Annotated in this window: 25 protein-coding genes and 1 riboswitch; of the genes, 18 read left to right on the top strand and 7 right to left on the bottom strand. The window is 48.3% G+C overall.

The features are described 5' to 3' along the window. The first annotated feature begins 10 nt into the window (after positions 1-10). From EDM59_RS06970 to EDM59_RS06920, 11 genes are all read left to right on the top strand, one after another. Entirely contained in the window at positions 11-898 is an 888-nt protein-coding gene (locus EDM59_RS06970; protein WP_122922934.1) for a CheR family methyltransferase, read from the top strand. A gap of 133 nt (positions 899-1,031) precedes the next feature. Further along, entirely contained in the window at positions 1,032-1,196 is a 165-nt protein-coding gene (locus tag EDM59_RS06965; protein WP_092270371.1) for a DUF1328 domain-containing protein, read from the top strand. 136 nt (positions 1,197-1,332) lie between these two features. Next, the gene (locus tag EDM59_RS06960) at positions 1,333-2,487 is read left to right on the top strand and encodes a thiolase family protein (protein ID WP_122922933.1); all 1,155 of its coding nucleotides are present in this window, start codon (positions 1,333-1,335) and stop codon (positions 2,485-2,487) included. A gap of 10 nt (positions 2,488-2,497) precedes the next feature. Further along, positions 2,498-3,607: a CaiB/BaiF CoA transferase family protein gene (locus tag EDM59_RS06955; protein ID WP_122922932.1), complete on the top strand. Its 1,110-nt coding sequence runs from the start codon at positions 2,498-2,500 to the stop codon at positions 3,605-3,607. Between the two features lie 135 nt (positions 3,608-3,742). Further along, positions 3,743-4,126, top strand: a complete 384-nt coding sequence (locus EDM59_RS06950) for a response regulator (RefSeq protein WP_122922931.1) — start codon at positions 3,743-3,745, stop codon at positions 4,124-4,126. Positions 4,127-4,203: 77 nt separating this feature from the next. Then, positions 4,204-4,413: a hypothetical protein gene (locus EDM59_RS06945; RefSeq protein WP_122922930.1), complete on the top strand. Its 210-nt coding sequence runs from the start codon at positions 4,204-4,206 to the stop codon at positions 4,411-4,413. Between the two features lie 99 nt (positions 4,414-4,512). Then, positions 4,513-5,457, top strand: a complete 945-nt coding sequence (locus EDM59_RS06940; RefSeq protein WP_122922929.1) for a helix-turn-helix transcriptional regulator — start codon at positions 4,513-4,515, stop codon at positions 5,455-5,457. Between the two features lie 72 nt (positions 5,458-5,529). After that, positions 5,530-6,024, top strand: a complete 495-nt coding sequence (locus tag EDM59_RS06935; RefSeq protein WP_122923408.1) for a GyrI-like domain-containing protein — start codon at positions 5,530-5,532, stop codon at positions 6,022-6,024. A gap of 162 nt (positions 6,025-6,186) precedes the next feature. Beyond that, positions 6,187-6,765, top strand: a complete 579-nt coding sequence (locus tag EDM59_RS06930) for a TVP38/TMEM64 family protein (protein ID WP_122922928.1) — start codon at positions 6,187-6,189, stop codon at positions 6,763-6,765. A 30-nt stretch (positions 6,766-6,795) separates the two neighbouring features. Beyond that, the gene (locus tag EDM59_RS06925) at positions 6,796-7,485 is read left to right on the top strand and encodes a response regulator transcription factor (protein ID WP_122922927.1); all 690 of its coding nucleotides are present in this window, start codon (positions 6,796-6,798) and stop codon (positions 7,483-7,485) included. Positions 7,486-7,492: 7 nt separating this feature from the next. Beyond that, positions 7,493-8,827 (top strand): sensor histidine kinase, encoded by a 1,335-nt coding sequence (locus EDM59_RS06920; protein ID WP_122922926.1) that lies wholly within the window; start codon positions 7,493-7,495, stop codon positions 8,825-8,827. Here the strand turns inward: EDM59_RS06920 and EDM59_RS06915 are convergent. The 4 genes from EDM59_RS06915 to EDM59_RS06900 form a co-directional block, all read right to left on the bottom strand. After that, positions 8,824-9,186, bottom strand: a complete 363-nt coding sequence (locus EDM59_RS06915; RefSeq protein ID WP_183192834.1) for a helix-turn-helix transcriptional regulator — start codon at positions 9,184-9,186, stop codon at positions 8,824-8,826. The two genes, EDM59_RS06920 and EDM59_RS06915, sit on opposite strands and share 4 nt — an antisense overlap. 220 nt (positions 9,187-9,406) lie before the next feature. Continuing rightward, positions 9,407-10,492: a Ger(x)C family spore germination protein gene (locus EDM59_RS06910; protein WP_122922924.1), complete on the bottom strand. Its 1,086-nt coding sequence runs from the start codon at positions 10,490-10,492 to the stop codon at positions 9,407-9,409. 2 nt (positions 10,493-10,494) lie between these two features. Next, the gene (locus EDM59_RS06905; protein ID WP_122922923.1) at positions 10,495-11,610 is read right to left on the bottom strand and encodes a GerAB/ArcD/ProY family transporter; all 1,116 of its coding nucleotides are present in this window, start codon (positions 11,608-11,610) and stop codon (positions 10,495-10,497) included. A gap of 4 nt (positions 11,611-11,614) precedes the next feature. Continuing rightward, a complete protein-coding gene (locus EDM59_RS06900; protein WP_122922922.1) occupies positions 11,615-13,099 on the bottom strand; it encodes a spore germination protein in 1,485 nt (494 codons plus the stop codon). Between the two features lie 200 nt (positions 13,100-13,299). Here EDM59_RS06900 and EDM59_RS31360 point away from each other — a divergent pair, with 200 nt between their 5' ends. After that, positions 13,300-13,581: a TVP38/TMEM64 family protein gene (locus EDM59_RS31360; RefSeq protein ID WP_246010927.1), complete on the top strand. Its 282-nt coding sequence runs from the start codon at positions 13,300-13,302 to the stop codon at positions 13,579-13,581. 351 nt (positions 13,582-13,932) lie between these two features. Here the strand turns inward: EDM59_RS31360 and EDM59_RS06890 are convergent, their stop codons facing one another. Next, positions 13,933-14,808: an AraC family transcriptional regulator gene (locus EDM59_RS06890; protein WP_122922921.1), complete on the bottom strand. Its 876-nt coding sequence runs from the start codon at positions 14,806-14,808 to the stop codon at positions 13,933-13,935. A gap of 119 nt (positions 14,809-14,927) precedes the next feature. On the opposite strand from EDM59_RS06890, the gene EDM59_RS31355 reads away from it, so the two are divergent. From EDM59_RS31355 to EDM59_RS06860, 6 genes are all read left to right on the top strand, one after another. Beyond that, the gene (locus EDM59_RS31355; RefSeq protein ID WP_122922920.1) at positions 14,928-16,430 is read left to right on the top strand and encodes an L-fucose/L-arabinose isomerase family protein; all 1,503 of its coding nucleotides are present in this window, start codon (positions 14,928-14,930) and stop codon (positions 16,428-16,430) included. 308 nt (positions 16,431-16,738) lie between these two features. After that, positions 16,739-17,500 carry a DeoR/GlpR family DNA-binding transcription regulator gene (locus EDM59_RS06880; RefSeq protein ID WP_122922919.1) on the top strand — a complete coding sequence of 254 codons (762 nt, stop codon included), beginning with the start codon at positions 16,739-16,741 and terminating at the stop codon, positions 17,498-17,500. Between the two features lie 531 nt (positions 17,501-18,031). Then, positions 18,032-19,084 carry a rhamnose ABC transporter substrate-binding protein gene (gene rhaS / locus EDM59_RS06875; RefSeq protein ID WP_122922918.1) on the top strand — a complete coding sequence of 351 codons (1,053 nt, stop codon included), beginning with the start codon at positions 18,032-18,034 and terminating at the stop codon, positions 19,082-19,084. Between the two features lie 661 nt (positions 19,085-19,745). Continuing rightward, entirely contained in the window at positions 19,746-20,168 is a 423-nt protein-coding gene (locus EDM59_RS06870; RefSeq protein ID WP_122922917.1) for a reverse transcriptase-like protein, read from the top strand. Between the two features lie 186 nt (positions 20,169-20,354). Continuing rightward, positions 20,355-21,767, top strand: a complete 1,413-nt coding sequence (locus tag EDM59_RS06865; protein WP_425455947.1) for an MDR family MFS transporter — start codon at positions 20,355-20,357, stop codon at positions 21,765-21,767. Positions 21,768-21,954: 187 nt separating this feature from the next. Further along, a complete protein-coding gene (locus EDM59_RS06860; protein WP_122922916.1) occupies positions 21,955-22,590 on the top strand; it encodes a nitroreductase family protein in 636 nt (211 codons plus the stop codon). 192 nt (positions 22,591-22,782) lie between these two features. Here EDM59_RS06860 and EDM59_RS06855 read toward each other — a convergent pair whose 3' ends face one another. Continuing rightward, positions 22,783-23,415, bottom strand: a complete 633-nt coding sequence (locus tag EDM59_RS06855) for a CAP domain-containing protein (RefSeq protein WP_122922915.1) — start codon at positions 23,413-23,415, stop codon at positions 22,783-22,785. Positions 23,416-23,422: 7 nt separating this feature from the next. After that, a riboswitch (cyclic di-AMP (ydaO/yuaA leader) is annotated at positions 23,423-23,577 on the bottom strand. Between the two features lie 153 nt (positions 23,578-23,730). Continuing rightward, positions 23,731-23,892, bottom strand: coding sequence for a helix-turn-helix domain-containing protein (locus tag EDM59_RS31740; RefSeq protein WP_122923406.1), 162 nt, complete (start codon positions 23,890-23,892; stop codon positions 23,731-23,733). Between the last annotated feature and the right edge of the window lie 31 nt (positions 23,893-23,923).

Here is a 23,923-nt window from a genome sequence, read left to right as displayed (position 1 = left end):
CGAAACGATCATGGACATCTCTATCATCGAAGCATCGGAGGAAGTGTATGCAGAACGGGAGAGCTTTGCAGACGATGAACGCCAGCAAATCGAGATCAATCTGCTCCTGGAAGGAATCTATCAAATGTACGGATACGACTTTCGGGGGTACGTGCGGTCATCTCTTCGCAGACGAATCTTGAACCGAATGAAAGCGGAGAGGCTGCCGACCATCACGGCTCTACTCGAGAAGGTTTTGCATGAAGAAGGGGTACTCGAACGCCTCTTGAACGATTTGTCGATTCGCATGACAGAAATGTTTCGAGATCCCAGCTTTTTCGCAGCATTTCGAAAGCAGGTGGTTCCGCTACTGAGGGGATTGCCCGAGATTCGCATTTGGCATGCTGGCTGTGCGACAGGGGAGGAGGTTTACTCCATGGCGATCCTGATGCACGAGGAAGGACTTGGTGAGAAGACCAAAATCTACGGGACGGACATGAACGAGAAAGCCATAGCAGCTGCGAAAAAGGGAGCTTTCGCCTTAAAGCAAATGCAGCAGTATACGAAAAATTACTTGGAGGCTGGGGGATCAAAAGCCTTTTCCGAGTACTATACGACTGATCATCAATATGCGTATTTTCACCCCGACTTGAGCGAGAACATGATGTTTGCCCAGCATAATTTGGTGACAGACGGTTCGTTTAATGAATTTCATGTGATCTTGTGCCGAAATGTCCTGATCTATTTTGATCAGGAGCTGCAGCAGCACGTCCATCGCTTGATGCACAGCAGCTTGTCGGACGGTGGATTTCTAGGGCTGGGAAGCAAGGAATCGATTCTGTTTGCCCCGGATCGAGTGTATTATGAAGACTTTATCCCGCAAGAAAAAGTTTATCGAAAACAAGCTGTGCAAAAATAAGGAAGAAGGACCGCTACAGTTGTTGATGGTTTCCATCGAGCAGCAGCGGTCCTTTGTTTCAGTTGCCGAAGTTACGGTTAAGAAAGAGTAAGAAGAAATCAAAAAGAAATGATCCGAGAAAGCAGGTGTTCCTATGCTAGGATGGTCCATGACGTTCCTGATCATCGCTCTGATTGCCGCCGTTTTCGGTTTTACCGGAATCGTTTCGGCAGCAGTGGGGATTGCGAAGTTCCTGTTCGTCGTCTTCTTGATTCTCTTTGTCCTCTCGCTCCTTTTCGGCAGACGGAGCATCAGGTAACGAAGTTCCCAATGAGCCAGCGAAAGTTTGAACCGACTGTCCGGTGGACCGGACGGTTTTTTTCTGTTCCTAAGTACGCTATTAAAAGCCGCTGGACTGTCATAGAAATGAAGAGAGAGAAAGGGAGGTGATCAGGATGGCTCGTGAAGTCGTGATTGTCGAGGCGGTACGTACGCCAATCGGCAAGAGAAATGGGATGCTTAGCGGCATACGCCCCGATGAGTTGGCTTCAAAGGTATTGCGAGAACTGATCGATCGCACGGGAATAGATGCAGGGTGCATCGAGGATGTGATCCTTGGCTGCGTGTCACAGGTCGGGGAACAGGCAGGTGACATCGCTCGCATCGCCTCCTTGATTGCCGGTTTTCCGATCGAAGTGCCGGGGACAACGATCGATAGACAGTGCGGTTCCAGCCAGCAAGCTGTCCACTTCGCAGCACAGGCAATTTTGAGCGGAGATATGGATATTGTCATTGCAGGCGGGGTAGAGAGCATGAGCCGCATTCCGATTGGTTCTGCCAGCCAGGGAGCAAAGCTGAGTCCAAAATTGACGGCAGCCTATGAGATCATGCACCAAGGGTTGTCTGCGGAAAGAGTGGTCGAGAAGTGGGGACTATCGCGGGCGCAGCTGGATGAATTTTCAGCCCAAAGCCATGCCCGAGCCCTAAAAGCGCAAGATGAGGGGCGATTCGAGCGAGAGATGATGCCCATTTCTATCCCGAACGCAGCTGGAACCTTCTCTCTGATGACGCAGGATGAAGGACCGCGTAAAGGCTCGACGGTCGAGAAGCTGGGGACGCTCAAGCCTTCGTTTTTGGAAAATGGTCGCATCCATGCAGGGAATGCCAGCCAGATCAGCGATGGTGCTGCCGCTCTTCTTCTCCTCTCAAAAGAAAAAGCAATCCATCTTGGTCTCAAGCCGCGCGCGCGAATCGTGGCACGCTCTGTCGTTGGCTCCGATCCAACACTGATGCTGACAGGACCTATTTCAGCCACCAAAAAGGTGCTACAAAAAGCGGGGTTGACCCTCGCGGAAATGGACCTGTACGAAGTGAATGAAGCGTTTGCTCCTGTCCCTCTCTGCTGGTTGGCAGAAGTAGGCGCAGATCCTGAAAAGCTCAATACAAACGGCGGGGCCATTGCTCTGGGCCATCCGCTCGGGGCAAGCGGCGCACGTGTGATGGTCACGCTTCTACACGAGCTGGAGCGTACCGGCAAACGTTTTGGATTGCAAGCGATTTGCGAAGGGATGGGTATGGCAAATGCAACGATAATCGAGCGGTTGGACTAAGGGGGCGCGTATGCTGTCAGACATACTCGTTATCGATTTTTCACAGCATTTACCTGGGCCCTATGCGACCCTTCGCTTGGCGGATCGCGGAGCACAGATCGTCAAAGTCGAAACCCCACGAGGTGATCCAGCGCGACATTCCGTACTACAGGACGGAACTGACCGATACTTGTTCCAGGCGAACGGGCGCAGCAAAAAAAGCATGGTGCTCGATCTGAAGGAGGCGTCCCAGCGCAGCGTTGCCCTCGATCTCATCAGGCAGGCAGACGTAGTAATCGAGAGCTTTCGCCCGGGCGTGACAAAGCGCTTGGGAATCAGCTATGAGGATGCACTGATCGTGAACCCTGGAATCGTATACTGCTCCTTGACTGGCTATGGGCAAAATGGACCGATGCATCAACTGGGGAGCCATGATATGAATTTTATGGCTTTGAGCGGCGCACTTGCGCAGCTGAAAGATGAAGAGGGGGTGCCGATCCCGCCGAGCCTGACTTTTGCAGATATGGCAGGGGGAATGGCTGCTTCAGAAGCCATTTTGGCTGCCCTCATCCAAAGAGGAAAAACAGGAAGGGGAGCTTACCTCGACATAGCGATTGCGGATGTCGTCCTGTCGCTGATGACCACACATGTGACAGTGGAGTCTGGCAGCGGCGAGCAGCATGGACTAGCCAAGCTGTCCCGAGGATATGTATGTTACGGGATCTATCGCACGAAGGATAAGCGGTACGTTGCATTGGGGGCATTGGAATCAAAGTTTTGGGACAACTTTTGTTTGGCCGTGGATAGAAAGCAGTGGCTCTCTGCGCGTATGAGCTTGCAGCGTGAGGATAACCCGATCTTCCTAGAAATGAAGCAGCTGTTTGCGAGTCGAACCTTAGCCGAGTGGACGACATTTTCCCTGACGATTGACTGCTGTTTGACACCGATTCTCGAGGTCGGGGAGCTTCATCAGCATCCCCAGATTCAGGCAAGAGGACTTATTCAGGAAAAATGGGGACAGCGCTATGTGGGTACGTGTTATTTGGAACAGAATAGCGTGCTTGATAAGGCAACACCAGCGCCAACGCTTGGTGAGCACACGGAAGAATGGCTCGCTCGTTTGGCGAGACGTCCTTGTTGAGGGAAGCTGGCTGTATAAGCACGGCTGGAAAAAATCTCCTGTGCTCGCTATAATGGTTTTTAGGATCACAATCGGCAGTTCGACTAGGGTGTCATCGCATGTCTTTCCATTCTCTGTAGAGCAGGAGGTGGAGCTTTGCGTCAAACCTATCGTATCATTGTCATTGATGACGATCCGATCACTCGCATGGATTTGGTGGAAATGCTGCAGGATGCAGGATATGATGTCGTGGCAGAGGGGAAAAACGGAGAGGAAGCTGTCCGTTTGACGCAAGCGTTGCACCCCCATCTCGTCATGATGGATGTCAAAATGCCGGGGATGGACGGTTTAACAGCGGCAGAGCTCATCCAAAAGAGCTGCCAGGCATCCGTCCTGCTGCTAACGGCATACAGCCAGAATGAGATCGTAGCAAAAGCGAAAGCAAAGGGCATCCGTGCTTGTCTGGTCAAGCCAGTCTTGGAGGAAGAGCTGCTTCCCACCGTGGCATTTGTCTTGTCAGACCTTTCGCAGAATAGGTAGATTCCTACTGGCGTCCCATTCGTTCATGCACTAGAATACAATATGAGTAGATCATTATTGATGAGGAGTTGCTACGCATGACGGAGCCGAATCAAAACGAAAAAGAAACGTCCGAACAAAAACCAGGAAAAATCAGCTTGCAAGAGGCGATGAAACGCAGACTCGCGGAGAAAAAGGCTGAGCAAGCGCAAGCCAACAATCCGATCAACCAAAAAGCAAAAAATCAAGCGATGAAAAGCCAACAAACGAAAAAGCCAAACAATCAACGTAGACGTACAGGCGTATAAAATACGACGGAATGATACGGAACAAAAAGGGGATGTGCAGATTTCGATGCTGCGCGTCCCCTCTTTTGTTCGGATGATGACAAGAAGGCGGTGAGTGAATTGAAAGTAGAGCGACTGCTGGCAATCGTCATCATGCTTCTCAATAAGCGGAGAATGCGTGCATCAGAGCTTGCCCGTCATTTTGAGGTTTCTCTTCGCACGATATATCGTGACCTGGAGGCGATCAACACGGCAGGAATTCCGATCGTGGCTTACCCTGGCTCGAACGGCGGATACGAAATTATGGAGAGCTTTACGATCGATAGACAGTATCTATCCTTCGAGGAGCTGTCAACCGTGCTCGCCGCTTTGAAGGGCGTACAGACGTCGATCTCGGACAAACAGGTCCAGCATTTGCTCGAAAAAATAAAGACGCTGATTACGAATGGGAGCGAAGCGATCGGGACCAGGCAAAATCATCCGATCGTCTACGATTTCAATCCATGGGGGAGTACCGAGGAATCCATGCGCAGGGTTAACCAGCTCCGTGAGGCCATTGAAAACAGGCTGCGCGTATCCTTTGTTTATTCCAAGCTTCAAGGAGATCAGGTGAGTAGAACAGTAGAACCGATCACGCTGGTCTTGAAAGGCTACGTGTGGTACTTGTACGGCTACTGTCTTTGGAGACAAGCGTACCGTCTGTTCCGACTTTCACGTATGAGCAGTGTGACAACCGTAGCGGAACATTTTCAACCGCACGCGACCGGGATGGACGCATTGAAGTGGCTAGAGGAGTGGAACAGTCCAGACCAAATCTCCCTGGTTTTGGAGTTCTCGCCGAGTGTCGCTGTCAGGGTTCGGGATATGTTTCGACCGGAAGCCGTCACGGCAAAAGAGAATGGCATGCTAGTCGTTCAAACACAAGTCGCTGATGATGAGTGGTTGTACGGCATGCTGCTTAGCTTTGGCGATTCGTTGCGGGTAGTGGAACCAGACAGGGTGAGGCATCGACTTTACGAAACGGTAAAAAAGATGGTTGCAAACTACGAGAGCTCGCAATGTTGACAGACAGCTGTCAAGGTACGGCCTCTATACTGTGCTTGTAAGCAACTCTTTGAAAAAGGGAGCGAAATGTCGATGACGAAGCCTATTTTTGTTGAGCTGGGGGAAATGAGAGTTTCCGGAATAAGTATCCGTACAACGAACGAGCAGCAAAGCGAGGGCGATAATACGATTGGCGAGCTGTGGAAAAGGTATGACACAGAAGGAATTCAGGAACAGACCCCTCATCAGTTGGATTCAAATGTGGTATTCGGTGTGTATACGGACTACGAAAGTGACGAAACGGGAGCTTATCGATTGCTAATCGGTGCTCCTGTGACGATGGAGAACGAGATGCCCAAAGAGCTGGAGTCACTCGTGATCCCAGCGAGCACGTATGCTGTGTTTACGTCCAGGCGCGGGCCACTTGTGGAGGTAGTCGTAGAGCTGTGGCAGCAGGTATGGGAGTGGTCCCGTCAGCCAGGGAATAAGCGTACGTTTCGTGCTGATTTCGAACGCTATGATCGTGTGAATTGTGCGGATCCAAGCCACGCGCAAGTCCAGTTGTTTATCGCATGTGAACCGGAGTGAAGCACGCGTACCGATGCGCGGGAATAGGGACGGGACCAAGCCGAGAGAAACCCCTCGGCTTTTTTGCCTTGTGTGGACTTTCTTTTCTCCAACACCATGATTTCTTCACAAGTTTCGATTAAGCTAGAAGGGTATGGTTAGATGAGAGGAGTCCAGCGATAGATGGATTGGATAACAAACGTAGAAGGGCTGGCAGAATGGATTCGCTCCTGGGGAATTCTCGGGGTGATCGGCAGTATTGTACTCAATATCGCTATTAGTGTGGCTGGGGTGCTCCCCTCTATTTTCCTGTCGGGGGCAAATGCGATTGTCTACGGACTGGTCGGAGGTTTCTTTGTTTCTTTGACGGGGGAAGTGCTCGGAGCGACAGTCGCTTTTCTCGTATACCGCTATGGATTGCAAAAATCAAAGGGACTTCAAAAGCTGGAGAAGTTCTCCTGGATCCACAAGATAAACGAATCATCTCGCATTCGCAAAGGGCTGGCGATTGCCTTGCTGCGCATGAATCCCCTGATCCCTTCCGGCGTCATCAACCTGGGAGCGGCCTTGACGTCGATTTCCTTTGCTGATTTTCTTCTCGCTACGCTAGTGGGGAAAATACCATCGATGGTTTTCGAAACCTTTGTCGGTCACGATCTGGTGTACCTGTCTGAAAACAAGTCTCGGTTGATTATTTCATTGCTTGCAGGCTCTCTCGTCTTTCTGTTGTTCTGGAAAAGAGAGAAAAGCCGTTCATCGTAAGTCCTAGTACGAGCCAAAGGAGGACGCTTTATGTCGACGATTTTGCTGGTAGATGACGAGCCGCAAATAGTGGAGATCCTATCTTCCTATTTGCAAAAGGATGGCTTTCATGTCGTGACAGCAGAAACAGGCAACGAGGCTTTGGAAATGGCTTCTTCTCTTTATCCCGACTGTATCATCCTGGATCTGATGCTTCCGGATTTGGGCGGAGAAGAAATCTGCCAGAAAATCCGTTTGCATTCGCGGGTACCGATCCTGATGCTGACAGCGAAAAGCGGGGAGACAGATCGCATACATGGTTTGGAAATCGGGGCGGATGATTATTTGGTCAAGCCCTTCAGTCCTCGAGAACTGGTTGCTCGTGTTCGGGCTGTCCTGCGACGAGCCGGTGATTACCAAGCCTTGACGGATCAGGTGACGGTTGGGGACTTGTACGTTTCACTCGGGGACAAGCGAGTTCGGAAAAAAGACGACTGGCTCGAGCTGACTCCGAATGAGTACCGATTGCTTACGACCTTATGCCGATATCCAGGGAGGACGTGGAGCAGAGAAGAACTTGTGGCGCAGGTGCTGGGGTATGACTACGACGGCTTTGACCGGACGATCGATACTCACATCAAAAATTTGCGGCACAAAATAGAGGATGATCCGAAAAATCCGGTTTACATCAAAACGGTATACGGCTTCGGCTACCGCTTTGAAAACCCGGGGAAGAACTGAGGACACCATGCGAAAAATCTGGGTGAAGCTCGCATTGGTGCTCATGGCGGTAGGAACCTTGGCGATCATGCTCACTACCTTTTTGTCGATGAAAGAGATGGACTATCACTTCACGATGTACCTCGATGAAGTCCGAAATCAACAAAATCAGAAAATCACCCAAATGGTCATCCAGGCTTATGAGCAAACCGGCAGCTGGGACAAAAATAGTCTGGATAAAATGAAAGCCGTCTCCTCGGTGCTAGGCATGCGATTCACCTTGTTTGATGCCCAGTATAAGCAGGTCCTGTCATGGGGAGGGGATGCAGAAAACAGAAGCATGGCAGACGACATCCCGTTGGAGTTAAATGGGCGAGAAATCGGCTATCTCTCCATCGCCTACCATGATGAAAATTCGTATCAGTCCATGGAAAACCACTTTCAGCTGGCGCATACCAATGCCATGCAATGGACGATGTTTGCTCTGATTTTGCTCGTGATTCTCATGAGTGTGTTGCTGGCACGTACATTGGTAAAGCCACTCGTGCAAATCAGTGCTGCTGCAAAGAAAGTAGCAAAGGGCAATTTGTCAGTCCGTGTAGCCGAGCCCGGCGGTCACGACGAAATCGCTTCGCTCGTCGATACCTTCAACAATCTGGTGCACAGTCTGCAGCATCAGGAGGAACTGCGCAAGCGCCTGACTTCTGATATTGCGCACGAGCTGCGAACCCCGTTAAATACGCTTTTGGCGCAAGTCGAAGGAATGATCGATGGTATTTGGGAAGCAAGCCCTGAGCATTTGGAGTCGACACGTGGTGAGGTTTTGCGCTTGAGTCGGCTCGTACGGGATCTGGATCAGGTGATTCAAGTCGAGTCGGGGGCTTTGCGCATGAATCGTGAAAAGATCAATCTGAGCGCGCTTGCAGGGCAAGTCCTCGATGCAATGAGTGCAGCTTTTACCCGTGACCACATCCAGATAGAAAAGGAACTCGCAGCAGCTGCGTGGGTGATGGGCGATCCTGAGCGGCTGGCACAGGTGATGACAAATCTGCTCAACAATGCTTGCAAGCATCTGGAAGCAAACGGGAAAATAGCGGTCCTAGTAAAGCTTTCAGGAGATCGGGTTCAGCTGCATATCGAAGACAACGGTGCTGGAATTCCGAAAGAAGATCTGCCCTATGTCTTTGACCGTTTCTATCGTGGGGATCGCTCACGAACGAGAGAGCGCGGCGGATCGGGCCTCGGACTGACTGTGGTCAAAGGGATTGTGGATGCTCATGGAGGCCAGATCGATATCGAAAGTGAGGTCGGACGCGGAACGGCAGTGTCTGTAACGCTTCCTGCTATCCGCCCTTTGCATTAGTGGATACCCTGCCATTTTTTGCGATACGCCAACGGGGTCATCTCCACATGCTGTTTGAAAAGATGAATAAAATGGCTGACGTTATCCATTCCCGACAGGCTTGCAATCTCGCCAACGGTCAGATCAGAGTAGGTAAGGAGCTCCTTTGCGTACGTAATTCGTCGATGGATCACATACTCGTTGGGTGTATACCCTGTGTATTTCTTGTACTCGCGCAGCAAATGGTATTTGCTGATGGCGTGCTGGTTCGCCAGATCATCCAAAGAGATCTTCTCCTGAAAGCGTTTGTCCAGGTCAGAAACGATTCGCTGGATATGAGCCGGCAGGAAGGCGCCGTCCGCTTCCTGTGGACTCGTCATGATAATCATTTCTGTGAGCAAATATGGGAATGGACTCATCAGAGTGGAAACAAACGCACATTTACAGCTGATTTTGAGCGGTACGATGGACATAACTGTGCGGATCCAAGCAACGCGCAAGTCCAATTGTTTATTGCATGTGAAGCGGACGGAATAGACTGCAGATATCAACTAGTGTGAAAAGATGGGGTAAAAGCCGAGGAAAGTATCACCTCGGCTTTTACTGTTTTACATTAACTAACGGCTCAATCGTGAGTCGGTATTCGATTTTGAACTTCATTTTCTCCCAAAGATTCCGCCACTCGCTATCACTGATTGGCTTAGAAAAAGGATGAAGAGTTCGTGTACCAATTTCCAGAGGGTCGATCTTCCATTGTTGCATGATCTTCAACAAATCGGAGGTACGACTTACTAAGTATTCCTCAATGTCTTGATGGAGTTTAGCCAGCTCCTCCTGCTTGTGTATATTTTTGTTCCCTCGATACTCCTCAAGACGGCCAGTGAGTGCAATCTTTATCGTCATATTATTGTAGGTAGGGTCTAGATCGATGTCGACTTTGGAGCGGACATGACCTAAGGTGACATCGGAGGATGGTATAGCAAAAAGTTTTAGGTAGTGATCATTATCAATCAGCTGAAAAATTTGGTCGTCCATGAGGGGAAGCATATTGATCATCTTGTCATGCCTGAACATGGCTGTCCCTTTGTACGTGAAATTGTCCTTCTTCACTTCAAACAAAGGTAGATACGGGTCAGCATAGGGCGAGAATAGTTTGTTTTTAAATTGATGCAGATTGAGGATGCTCATCTCTCCTTGATTACTCGCTTCATAGTGTTTGAGCATGCGATAGAGGAAATAATCCAGATTCGCCTGGTTATTTAGCTGTGCTCTCATGAACTCTTCAAAATTTCCTCTAGAGATGATGAGATATAAACGCTGAGAGATGTCCGTATCCATCAAATAGGTACTAATGAGCGGTAACACCCCTTTTCTAGCGAGTTCTTCATTGATGACGATTACACGTAGCTGTCCAGGTTTCAATTCTCGATAATAGATCAGATTAAATTCTTTTCCACCTTGCTTTTGCAGATCGACATTTAACGTCAGCATTCTTTTCTTCTCATGGATGAGGGGAGGGACCAACGAACTGATTTCCAAATGTCTATCATCGGACTGGTTGAGCGACCAGAAAATGACGGGGGCGATTTCCTCGATTGTATTGTTCTCCACAAAAGGAGAGCATCCCGTCGCCGCTATGATCCCACTTAAAATGGCCAATGCAAAAGCTGCGTGTATCCAGCGCATGGCTACACCCGTCCTTTTCGATAGATAGAAATAAGAAGGAAGGAAGGAACCAACAGATAGGTGATCGCCCCCGACCAGATTTGCAGGTTCAACAACCTATTGACCACGGTGCCACCATTCCAAGTCCATTCGTTGATGATCATCGTGCAAGCGAGTATGGTAAGCCAACTGGCGAAATATCCCATTCGAGAGGTCGGCTTGGTCGTTTTTTTACCAGCGATTCTGGCTGCGCCATAGAAACACAGCAGTAAGACGGAAATGGCAAATACAAATTGGAAAAGATAGATGGACACCAATAGCATGTCAATGCGTTCAATGACAGGTGATTGCAAATATCGGTACATATTCACAACGGGATAGATGCTGGTACTTAAATAATTCGATCCAAAAAAGAAGAGAGATCCAACAAACAAAAGCAAATATTCGAGGACAGAGAGAGCATTTGCATACGCTAAGCTTTTGAAGGTATTGTCATTCGGACGGAGCCAGGGACCCAAACAAATCAAGTATTCCGGTCCTGACAACGAAGACCATATAAATAACAGCCCGTCCCAATTAACTTGTGACCATTCCAGGGGGATTAAGGGGAAGAGATCATGGAAAGCCGCAATCGGAGGCAGATAGAACGGCACAATAAGCAGGATGATCCAGATGATCATGAAAAAAGCAATCACAATAAAGCGGATGGTGATTTCCATTCCTTTGGAAGCGACATACCAGCTGATCAAGAACATAAAGAGAATCAGCCATCTTTGATTCATAGAAGGGTAAATAAACGTATGTACAATCTCGACATATCCTATGAGAATAATGGATGCTTTCAACAACAGAAAAAACAAGCTGATCCATGCGAAAAATCGTACCAAGGTCTCACCAAATAGCTCAACGAAGCCATCGTACCCCTTTGTGGCAAACCTCGAACGAAACCATTTGGACAACACCATCAGATTGAAGTGTGAGACGATTCCTACGAGTACGATTCCCCAAATCATATAGGGATGAATCAAATAAGTAGGCATGATGATCACAAAGTAAAGCATCTGAAAGCGGTTTGCCATCATAAAGATGTAGATACCGTTATATGTGGTAGATTTTTCAAATAACGAAAGTGCAGTCACCAGATCATCTCCTTCGGCTCATTCGCCATTTCTGCACCGGATGTAAGTATTCAGGACGCGTTTTCATCCATGGTAAGGGAGCTCTTATGAACAGATCCTTCCACTCTTTGAGATAGAAAGGAGCGACCGGTGCAAAGTAAGGTTGCTTCAATGAACTTAACCCATTCAAGTGGGTGAGAATACCGATTGCACCGAGTAGAATGCCGAACAAACCGAGATAAGCAGCGAGGAGCAGTAAAATAAATTGCAAGAGCGAATTGGATTTCGTGACTTCGTAATTGGGTACTAAAAAAGAAGCAATGGCGGATATGCCCACGAGTACGATCAAGACATTACTGGCAAAACCAGCTTCAACTGTGGCTTGACCGATGACGATCCCACCAATGACTCCCAACGTTTGTCCTGACTTCGTTGGCATTCGCAGACTGGCTTCCTTTATAATTTCCAAAGTGATCAACATGAGGAACGCTTCCCAAAAGGGGCTGAATGGCAGTTTGCTTCGCGATTCCAACAAGACGAAGAGGATCTGCAAGGGAATCATCTGGTAATGATGCGTAGTCACGGCGACATAAAACGGAATCAACGTGACGGAAATGATAAAGCTCAGATACCGGATGCAACGCAAAAAACTAGAAATAATCCAGCGTAAAAAATAATCTTCAGGTGATTGAAAGAGATGAAAAAAGGTGATAGGGGCAATTAAGGCATAAGCCGTGTTGCCTACCATAATCACAAGTTTGCCGATCCCCAATGAAAAAGCACAGGAATCCGGGCGATCCGTTTCCTGAAACTGAGGAAAGACGCTATGCTTATGATCTTCCATAAAGGCAGCGACTTGGGAGGAGTCCAAAAATTGATCAAAATCAATCGATGCTATTTTCTTGCGAGCGATGGAAACATAATCCGGATTGGTGATTCCTTCGATGTACAGGATGACGACCTCAGTTTTACTGATGGATCCAATCGTAAAAGACTCCGTTTTCAGATTCATCAGTGGGATTCGTCTGCGAATCATCGTGATATTTTGTTCCAACAGTTCACTAAAGCTGTCTTTTGCGCCATAGATAATGGTTTCCGTACCAGATTGCTGGATAGAACGACTCAATGTATTTTGCAGGGGGACCGCCCAAAATTCCTCATGATCCATACCGTACAGGATCACATTTCCGCGCAGGAGGTGGGTTTCCGCCTCTTCTAGCGTGATCATTCGGGAAACTTTGGAGGATATCATATACTCGTGGATCGTCAGGTGGGAGCTGGAGATTAGTGGTTCGACAATCGCTTCATTTAATCGCTCTAGATTAACTAGCGATCTTATATAGAGCAGCATCACCTGCTGGCCGTTATTCGTTTGTCGTTCGATGATTTCCGCTTCGTCGATGTTGGCCAATACCCGTTTCAGATCATCCAGTGTGACAGGGGTTTGAACGGTAGTACATGGTATTGTTTTTGTGGGATCATTATTGTTCTTATTTTTTTTCGAAAACATCAGTATCCATCACCTTGAGGTTCTATTGTAATGAGTGATTTAGCAAAAAGTGTCAATTTCTTAACCAGGGTTAGTATTGTCTGAACGTATTCTTTTATGCAACATCATGATTTCTTCACAAGTTTGGTTTACTCTGCAGAGAGAATAGTTCATGAGAGGAGTCCGGCGATTTCATGGAGTGGTGAACAAACGTAGAAGGAATGGCAGAATGGATTCGCTCGTGGGGAATTCTCGGTATCATGGGGAGTATTGTCCTCAACATTATCATCAGTGTGGCAGGGGTGTTCCCGTCCATCTTTTTGTCTGGGGCGAATGCGATTGTCTATGGGCTGGTGGGCGGTTTCTTCGTTTCATTAACGGGGGAAGTACTGGGAGCAACGGTGGCATTTCTTTTGTACCGATATGGCTTACAAAAATCAAAGGGTCTGAAAAAGCTGGAGAAGTTCTCATGGATACATACGATTAATGAATCGTCTTGCTGAGGATGAATCCGCTCATTCCATCCGGAGTTATCAATCTGGGGCAGCACTCACAACCATTTCCTTTGCTGATTTTCTCCTGGCTACGATTCTGGGAAAAATACTATCGATGGTCTTCGAAACGTTCGTTGGACATGATCTGGTCTATCTTTCGGAAAATAAATATCGGCTGATCTTTTCCTTGTTGGCGGGATCATTGGTGTTTCTGCTTTTTTGGGGAAAGGAGAAAAAACGCTCGCAACGATCCTAGCAAGTGATCAAAGGAGGTCCTTTCAAGCCAATGAATTACTTTGGAAAGCGAGGTAGGAGTAGGTACAAGTGTCTTTGTTGTACTTCCTGCTAACCCGCCCCCGATCAATTGACTCGCTGCCACCTTTTGCGGTACGCCAACGGGGTCATCTCCACACGCTGTTTGAAAAGATGAATAAAATGGCTGACGTTATCCATTCCTGACAGGCTTGCAATCTCGCCAACGGTCAGATCAGAGTAGGTAAGGAGCTCCTTTGCGTACGTAATTCGCCGATGGATCACGTACTCGTTGGGTGTATACCCTGTGTATTTCTTGTACTCGCGCAGCAAATGGTATTTGCTGATGGCGTGCTGGTTCGCCAGATCATCCAAAGAGATCTTCTCCTGAAAGCGTTTGTCCAGGTCAGAAACGATTCGCTGGATATGAGCAGGCAGGAAGGCGCCGTCCGCTTCCTGTGGACTCGTCATGATAATCATTTCTGTGAGCAAATCAACGAGATACTTCGAGGAAAGAGGCTCGGTTCGGATGTCTTTTTGCAGGTTCACCTCGAGAAGCTGCGAGAGGATCTGCGGGATCGTACTGGACTCGTCCAACGTGAGTACAGGTGAACCATTTTTCATGAATTGCTCGAAATAGCCACGGCTGTTGCTTCCATTAAAATGGACCCAGGCGAGCTCCCATCGCTCATGCTTGTCTGTCTTGTAATGCTGGTATTCCTGACAGTCAATAAAAAATACTTGGTTGCGGTTTAGCTCATGTGTCTCCCCTAGATAGTGCAGGTAGCCTTTCCCGGCCAAAGTATACACGATCAAAAAGGAATTCAAGCTTTGACGCTCGGTGAAATAGGTTGGAAGTGTACGGAAATGGCCCACTTCCTGGACATAAAAATAGGTTGATTTTGCCGCCATACTCGGAGTCGCAATGATACGGATGGAGTCGTCCGTCCAGTCATGTGCGGCTTTTTCCATGTAGCTTCCCATTTTAGCCCTCCTTGAGCAAGATTCTGTTATAAATGAACAAGATGCGTGGATGTTTCTTTTATTGTAAGCGAATACAATGGACGCATAAAGCTCGTATTTTTTTCAAGGAGTGGTGCAAGATGACGATTCTTCAACCGATTAAACCGATTAAAAAGGCACGAATTGGCCTGTATACGATTGGGTTGGCCGTCTATTGGAAACAGTTCCCTGGACTTCGCGAGAGACTGCTGGAGTACGGACGTTTTATGCAGACGAAAATGTCCGAATACGGCGAGGTCTTTTTTTATGGGCTGGTCGATACGGAAGCAGAAGGAAGAGCGGCAGGGGAATGGTTCAATGAAAAGAACGTGGATATGATTTTTTGTCATTCTGGTACGTATTGCACCAGCTCGGCCGTTTTACCCGTGCACCAGATCTGCAAGGCTCCCGTAGTGGTATTGAATCTGCAGCCAGCTGCAAGAATCAACTACGAGCAGACGACGACAGGGGAATGGCTGGCGCATTGCGGAGCGTGCCCGGTACCGGAAATATCGAATGCGTTTGCGAGGGCGAATATTCCGTTTCGTGTCATCAACGGACTGCTAGGGCTGGACTATACACCACAAATTTCCTTGACAAATGAAAACACAAAGGAGCAGCTAGCGGCCATTCGAGCATGGAAGAGCATCGAGGAATGGATTCGTGCTGCAGCGGTTCCCCGTACGCTGCGTCATAGCCGCTTTGGGTTTCTAGGAAATACATACAGCGGAATGCTCGACATGTACAGCGACTTCACCATGATTCAAGCGCAGGCAGGGCTGCATGTAGAGATTTTGGAAATGTGCGATCTCGATCGGATGCTGCGCGATGTGACGGAAAACGAAGTGCGGGAGAAGCTTGCCCAGGTGCAGGAGATGTTCACGATCAGCGAGGATTCGCCAGCAGACCCGATCGCCAAGCGTCCGACAGAAGAGCAGATGCAGTGGTCCTGCCGAGTCGCAGCTGCACAGGAAAAGCTGGTCCGCGAGTACGATCTGGATGCATTGACCTACTATTATCATGGAGCTCCTGGAAGTGAGTACGAGAAGCTGCAGGGAGGCTTTATTGTCGGGCATTCACTGCTGACGGCACGCGGGATTCCGTGCGCTGGAGAAGGGGATCTCAAAACTGCCGTGGCCATGAAGATTTGCGACATACTCGGAACAGGAGGAAGCTACTCGGAGATCGTCGTTGTAGACTACGAGGACGAGACGATCTTGCTCGGTCATGACGGGCCTTTCCATATTGCCATATCGGAGGGCAAGCCTGTCTTGCGCGGGATGGGACTGTACCATGGCAAGCAGGGAACCGGCGTGTCCGTAGAGGCAAAAGTGAAGACCGGTCCTGTTACTACGCTAAATGTGACGCAGACGGGCGAAGGCAAGCTGAAAATGATCATCAGCGAAGGCGAGTCGACCAACGGACCGATCATGAAAATCGGGAATACCCAAACGCCGGTCAAGTTCCGCCAGCATCCGGATGATTATATGGAGAAGTGGTTCCAGGAAGCGCCGACACACCACTGCGCGATGGCAATCGGGCATCAGGCGAAGCTGTTTCAAAAAGTGGCAGAGCTGATGGGGATCTCGCAAGTGACATTGTAAGTAATCTGAATAGGCAGCGAAAAGGCGCTCTACCGATTGGGAAGGGCGCCTTTTGCATTTGGCTTATGGCAACGACGATAAGTATCTCTTTCGTAGCGGCACACTCACTTTCCTTCTCGTGATTTCCTCAGCAAGGATCACTCGTACAAGCTCCTTCAGCAACGCAAAAGCTGAATAAAGACAAGGTATCCAAAAAAACAAACGAAAAACCAAAAAAAGTCCTGCGTACGCATGTAAAACTGGTATAATCAAAACTATACAAATAATTACGACAAGACGATCAATATACAAGGGGAAAGAGGATGACAATGCTTGTAGCCGAAAGACACGAAAAGATTGTCCGTCTGGTCAACGATAGAGGGAGTATCCGGGTTTCCGAGTTGAGCGATATTTGCCAGGTAACAGAAGAGACGATTCGCAGAGATTTGGATCGTCTGGAGGAAGCGGGGCGCCTGGTGCGGAGCCATGGTGGTGCTGTCAGCATTGCCGAGCACCAACCGGAAATCCCCTATATCGAGCGGGAAATTACCATGATGGAGGAGAAAAAGCGAATCGCCAGAAAAGCCGTTTCCAACATCGAGCCAAACGACCGCATCATTCTGGATGCCAGCACCACGGCCTGGTATATGGCTTCGATTATTCCCGACATACCGCTGACTGTCCTTACAAACTCCATCAAAGTCGCGATGGAGCTGAGTACAAAGGAAAAGGTCGAAGTCATCTCAACGGGAGGAAAGCTGGCACCACGGTCGCTTTCGTTCTTGGGTCCAAGCGCGGAACGCTCTTTGGATCAGTACCATGTGGACAAAGTGTTTCTCTCCTGTAAAGGAATCCATCTGGAGCGCGGGATCAGCGAATCGAATGAAATGCAGGCGCTGGTCAAGAAAAAAATGATCGGCATTTCTGACAAAGTCTATCTGCTTGCAGACACGAGCAAATTTGGTGTCCAGGCCTTTACTTATTTTGCGGAATTAAAGCAAATCAATGAAATCATTACCGATGATGAAATCGATGCATTGCAGGTTCGCCAGCTGCAGGAAAAAGGCGTAGCCGTAACGGTAGCTCCATAAGCAGAAGCAAGAAAAGGTGTACGAAATCGAGTACGCCTTTTTTTCACAGCAAAGCCAGGACCTTCCTAAGCGGGACGTGCATTTTCGAGATCTCTTAAGCAAAGAGAGTGCGTGTGTTGAAAAAAATAGCAGAAATTTTTTGAAAGGAAGAAGGAAATCAGAAAGATACAACGAATGCATAGATACAGAACATAAATAATAAAATACAAACAAAAATAAAACAAAATGAGATTGTCCATTCTTGTTTGTCTGAAGTCTTTTGTTATCTCTTGTTCAACAGGATTTTCACCGTTTTAAATCTGTGAAAGGATGTATTTGGGTAATATTCCCACGTGCAACCTGTATGTCTACTTCTGCTGTCCAATCATTCAAAAAGAAACAAAACAAACAGACGCAGGGGACAAACAGAAAAGAAGAGGCATCCGTGATTTGAGAGCGCTTACTTTAGGCGCAGTTGATTTTTCTATCCGATACTAAGCGGTCCTCGTGACTGTTTTGTATACATAATGGAAGATAAGGGGAGGAGCACAAATGAAGAAGTTCTTCACATCGTGTCTGTCTTTGCTGCTCGCAGTAACGGTTATGGTCGGCTGCAGCACGCAGGCGCCAAAGTCTGCTGACAACGCTGGCAGCACAGGCGGTGCAGACGGCGGTAAAAAGAGATTTGCCATTATTTTTAAAAACACAGGGAACCCATATGGGGAGAAGCAGATGGAGGGCTTTAAAAACGCCATTGAGGAACTCGGCGGCGAAGCTATCCTGAAGGCCCCAGACCAGCCAACAGCGGAAGCGCAAATTCAAATGATCGAGGAACTCATCTCTCAAAAAGTGGATGCGATCGCCATTGTCGGGAATGATCCGGATGCATTGCAGCCAGCCTTGAAAAAGGCAATGGATGCCGGAATTAAAGTATTGTCCCTCGACTCGGCAGTAAATGCGCAGAGCCGGATGGTTCATATCAATCAGGCGGACCCAGAGCGGATCGGCCGCGTCCAGATTCAAGCAGTAAGCGAAATGATTGGCGGCAAAGGCGAAATCGCCGTTCTCAGTGCTACGTCACAAGCAACCAACCAAAATACATGGATTGAATGGATGAAAAAAGAGCTGGAAGATCCAAAATATAAAGATATCAAGCTGGTGAAAGTAGCGTATGGGGATGACCTTCGCGACAAGAGCGTAGCGGAAACCGAAGCACTTTTGAAGTCCTATCCGGATCTTAAGGGAATCATTGCTCCGACTACTGTAGGGATTGCAGCAGCAGGTAAGGTTCTCACGGACAAAGGCTTGAAAGGAAAGGTACAGCTGACGGGTCTTGGTTTGCCGAGTGAAATGGCAGAATATATCGAAAGCGGCGTGACTCCATGGATGTACCTGTGGAACCCAGTGGATGTAGGCTACCTCGCTGGCTTTGCTGCTGACGCACTCGTCAAAGGGACGATTACCGGTAAAGTAGGAGATAAGTTCAAGGCAGGTCGCCTGGGTGACAAAGAAGTGATCCAGGATGGCGATGGCACACAGATCATGCTGGGCGATCCATTCAAATTCGACTCCAGCAACATCGGCGAGTGGAAGAAGGTTTACTAAGCAAGGCACAAAAACAGCGAACAGTCAGGACACGTTTCGTGTGATCCTGGCTGTTTTTTTATTGAAATACAGCTAAGTAGCTGCCGAGCTATAGCGTAGCCATGCATCTTACAAAGCTTTACACAAGTTTACATTCCCGGCATTGAACAAATCGGACAACCATTTCGAATATACTTGAGGCAGCGATTCGGTTAACGAACAAAAGCGAGGGATCACGCTCTTGACAGCAGGTGGTGAGCAGAAGAGGGAGGCGAGCTCACCAAAGAGAACAGTCGGTCTAAGCATACCGGAGAAAAGGAAGCAAACAGGGAGGTATTTCATGTACGCTGCAGGGGTTAACGGAGCAATCATACTTATTTGGATCTTAGTCGGTCTTGGAGTTGCAGCCATCGTAGGTTTGGGAGCGCTTGCCTACCACTATGTTGCTTAACACATCTGTCATAAAAATAGTGGATTGAAGTGACTTGGGGAAGGGCGGATCCATCTGTCTTTCCTTTTTAGTTGGAAACCGATGACCTCACCATTTGGAATTTTGTAGAGGATCGGTATAAGCGGAAAGTCTTGATCATTGGCATTCCTTTTTAAATGGGCTATGATGACTGTTGGTTGAGGCAGATTGAATAAATCCTTAAAAATGACGATAGAGCTGGAGGCGGTGCTGATGTATGAAGTGTATATCGATGGAGCAAGCGCCGGAAACCCTGGTCCCAGCGGTGCAGGTATATTTATGAAAAAGGATGGGGAAGTGGAACAGTATTCCATCCCACTGGGGAATATGGACAATCACGAAGCAGAATTCCGAGCTTTCTTAATCGCGCTGCAAATATGCAAAGATAAGGGATATAGCCAGGTCTCATTCCGGACCGACTCACAGCTTGTAAGCCAAGCAGTTGAGAAGGAATTTGTCAAAAACAACAGGTTCGTTCCCTTGCTTGCAGAAGCATTGACGCTTATTCGTCCCTTTGATTTGTTTTTTATAAAGTGGGTGCCAAGCTCTGAAAATAAAGCAGCGGATGAATTGGCAAGGGCTGCGATCCGAAACAGGAAGTCGAAAGGGGGAGCGGGGGGAAATACCGCAATTTAGAAGAAATGTCCCGCTCTTTTTCACGATAGAATGGGGGAGCTGAAATTTTCTCACGTGCATCTGCCATGGATCCGTATGTGCGATCCATGCGACACGGAAAGGAGTGCGTTTGTGGACACACAGCAGGACATAAACCGAGCGCAAGGAACATTCGGGAGCAAAGCGAACTTTACGGTGGTCATCGTCATGATTTTGGGTGTATTCGTGGCGATTCTCAATGAAACGCTGCTCAATGTGGCGTTATCGAAAATCATGGCGGACCTCGGGATTTTGCCTAGTACCGCTCAGTGGCTGACTACAGGATATTTGCTGATCATCGGCGTACTCATTCCGGTCACCGCTTTTTTGCTACAGCGTTTTACCACTCGAACGTTGTTTTTATCAGCGATGGGATTATTTACAGTGGGAACGTTCATTGCGGCGGTTTCTTCTGGTTTTTCCCTGTTAGTCTTAGGAAGGATTCTCCAGGCGGCTGGCACCGGCCTCTTGTTCCCGCTCTTGACCAACGTGGTGTTTGCCATTGTCCCGCTGGAAAAGAGGGGCTCCGCAATGGGAACGATCGGGATCGTCATCACGTTTGCTCCGGCAATCGGTCCGACATTGTCTGGAATCATTGTGGAGCATTTCAGCTGGCGATACCTTTTTTACGGAGTACTGCCCATCGCTGTTTTTGTGATGATCTTTGCCTTTATCAGATTGAAAAACGTCACAGAGACGACCAAACCAAAGGTAGATTTGCTATCGCTTCTGCTCTCGACTGTTGGATTTGGGGGAATTGTGTACGGATTTAGCAGTGCGAGTGAAGGACATGGAGGATGGGCAGGCTACTCAGTCTTGCTGCCGATTGTGGTCGGTCTCTTATCGCTGGTGCTCTTCACCATTCGGCAGTTAAAAATTGCGGAGCCTTTGCTTGACCTGCGAACCTTCCAGTATCGCATTTTTCGAATCTCTACCTTAATCATGATTATCGTGATGATGGCGATGTTCGCTGCGATGATGCTATTGCCGATCTTTCTCCAGAACGCCTTGGGTTACAGTCCGTTTGAGGCTGGATTAGTGATGCTGCCAGGGGGAATCATCATGGGCATCATGTCACCCATCACGGGCAGGCTGTTCGATAAATTCGGAGCGAAGTGGCTGGCGATTGTAGGCTTGATTTTGATTGCACACACCTTGCTGCAATTCGCGTTTATTACCGTTACGATCTCTTACCTCACGATCATGCTGTTCAATACACTGCTCATGCTGGGGATTTCCATGCTGATGATGCCCGTGATGACAAATGCACTCAATGAGCTGCCACCGCCTCTGTATCCACATGGCACCGCGATCATTGGGACGCTGCAGCAGGTAGCAGGAGCTGTCGGGACTGCCTTGTTGGTAACTGTCATGATGAATGGGACCGATCGATATTTGCAAAACTCCGCACCTGGCCAGGATGAATCTACCCTGCGTATGCTCTCGATGATTGCAGGAATGAAAAGTGCGTTCCTGCTGGCATTTGCTTTGGTTATCGTCGCTTTGCTTGCTTCCTTTTTCCTGAAGCGCGCAGGCAAACCGAAGCAGCCACAAGGCGCGAAGCAAGTGTCACCGAACTGATTAGGGAAAGAAGACCGTCTCTGACGTACCGAAGGGATGGTCTTCTTTATGCTTGTTGACATTTGGTAAATTTCACTATACAATTATCTTGAATTTGAGATATTTCTCCAATAAAATGGTGAGACGCGACTTTTTCTCCCCATAAATCTCTAATTTAAGATATACGATTTCGAGAGGGGTTATTCCGATGAGTGAATTTACAAACCTGGTGAAACAAAGAAGGTCCGCAACAAAATTTATACCCGATGTAGAAATATCGGCAGATGAGCTCGATGAGATCTTTTCGCTCGTGAAGTTTGCTCCCTCTGCGTTCAACTTACAGCATACTCATTATGTCATCGTCAATGATGCAGAAATGAAGAACAAAGTCTTTGAAGCCGCACAAAAACAGTATAAAGTGAAAACTGCATCAGCGGTGATCCTGGTCCTGGGCAATCAAGAGGCACATACGCAGGCAGGGAAAATCAATGAGGGGCTTCTCCAGCTGGGGGTAATCGATAAGCGGGAATACGACGACACTGTCTCCTCGATCCATCGGTTTTATGAAAAAGGGGGCGAGGCGTTAAGACGCGATGAAGCTATACGATCTGCAAGCCTGTCTGCCATGCTGTTCATGCTGGCAGCCAAAGAGAAAGGGTGGGATAGCTGCCCGATGATTGGCTTTGATCCCGAAGCGATTCGCGAGCTGCTTAGCATCCCAGAGCAGTACGTACCGGCATTGATGATCACGATAGGCAAGGAAGATATGTCGAGCCAAAGAGTCCGAGGCTATCGCAAGCCAGTTGGAGAGTTTGTCAGCTATAACCAATTTACTGTGAAGTGAAAAGCAGGTTTACATAAGGGCGAAAGCATTTCAACGAATGAATGCTGCGGCTGGGTGGATACTAATATCGTGGAAAGTCCCGCCGAGTACAGAATGTTGCGCTGAATATGCAGCCGCTATCTGCCCAGGTAAAAAACAAAACCAAAAACGCCGGGCCCTAGTTACAGGACTCGGCGTTTCTATCCCTTTTCATTATCCGATAAATTCTTGAACCCAGTACCCGTTCACAAAACCTACACCGATTTTGGTGAAAGCAGGATTCATGATGTTTTGACGGTGGCCTTCACTGTTCATCCATTGGTTCATGACTTCATCAGCAGTTTGTTGGCCCATCGCGATGTTTTCACCAGCGGTCATGTAAGACACACCAAATTGTTTCATCATATCGAATGGAGAGCCATACGTAGGGCTTGTATGGTCAAAGTAGTTGTTGCTGGACATGTCAGCCGCTTTTGCTTGTGCGACCTTGTTTAGGGAAGCGTCCAGCTCCACTGGCTTCAGGCCTGCTTTAGCCCGCTCCTGGTTAACCAGATCAGCTACCTGCTTCATGACAGCGGATGCGTCAACTTGCTTTTTAGCTGGCTTCGCGGGTTGTGGAGCAGGTACCGGCTGCTGTTGAACCGGCTGTTGTACAGGCTGCTGAATAGGTGTCGCGTATTGTGGTTGAACAGGTTGTTGCATCACGGGTTGATAGCCGTATTGTGCTGTATATGGGAACGATTGAGTTTGTTGTTCAAGGGCCGCGGCAGAAGCTGTGTTAGAAAAGCCGGAAAGAACAAATCCCAATCCCAAAGTCGCGATCGTAATTGTACCAAGGCGTTTCATATTCACATCGTCTCCTTTTTTTGGCCTACGAGGTTAGCTGACGGATTCGGATTGAGGAAACAACCCTACGCACTATGGCGATTCACCCCATGCAGATCTCTCATCTGCAAAAGAAGATCCCCCGCACTTCCATTCGAGAGGAAGTTTCGGCTGTTTTGTTTGGCATGACCCAGAATAACAGAGATTCACCTGTGAATGAAAGGCATAAATTTTGGTAGGATTCATGTGTTATATGCGGACGCGGGTCGAGAGCGCACGTCTTCCTTGCAAGAAACGACTGACTAGATCGGTATCAACAAGTCGTTAAACTTGCTCTTAGCGCTTGAAGGAAGACAAATGATTCTTCAGATGGCAAGCCAGTTGAATTTTTAGCATGTCCTCCTGACTGTCAAATCGAAGACCTAGTCGTTCCTCGATGCGTTTTAAGCATTGAGACAGGGTATTGATACGAATATGAAGTTTCTTTGCCGTATCGATCGCGGATCAGTTACATGCCACATACTGCATG

The sequence above is a fragment of the Brevibacillus nitrificans genome, from assembly GCF_003710965.1.
Lineage (GTDB): Bacteria > Bacillota > Bacilli > Brevibacillales > Brevibacillaceae > Brevibacillus > Brevibacillus centrosporus.
The sequence above is the reverse complement of the archived record's forward strand: the minus strand, read 5'-3'. Positions and strand labels throughout refer to the sequence as shown.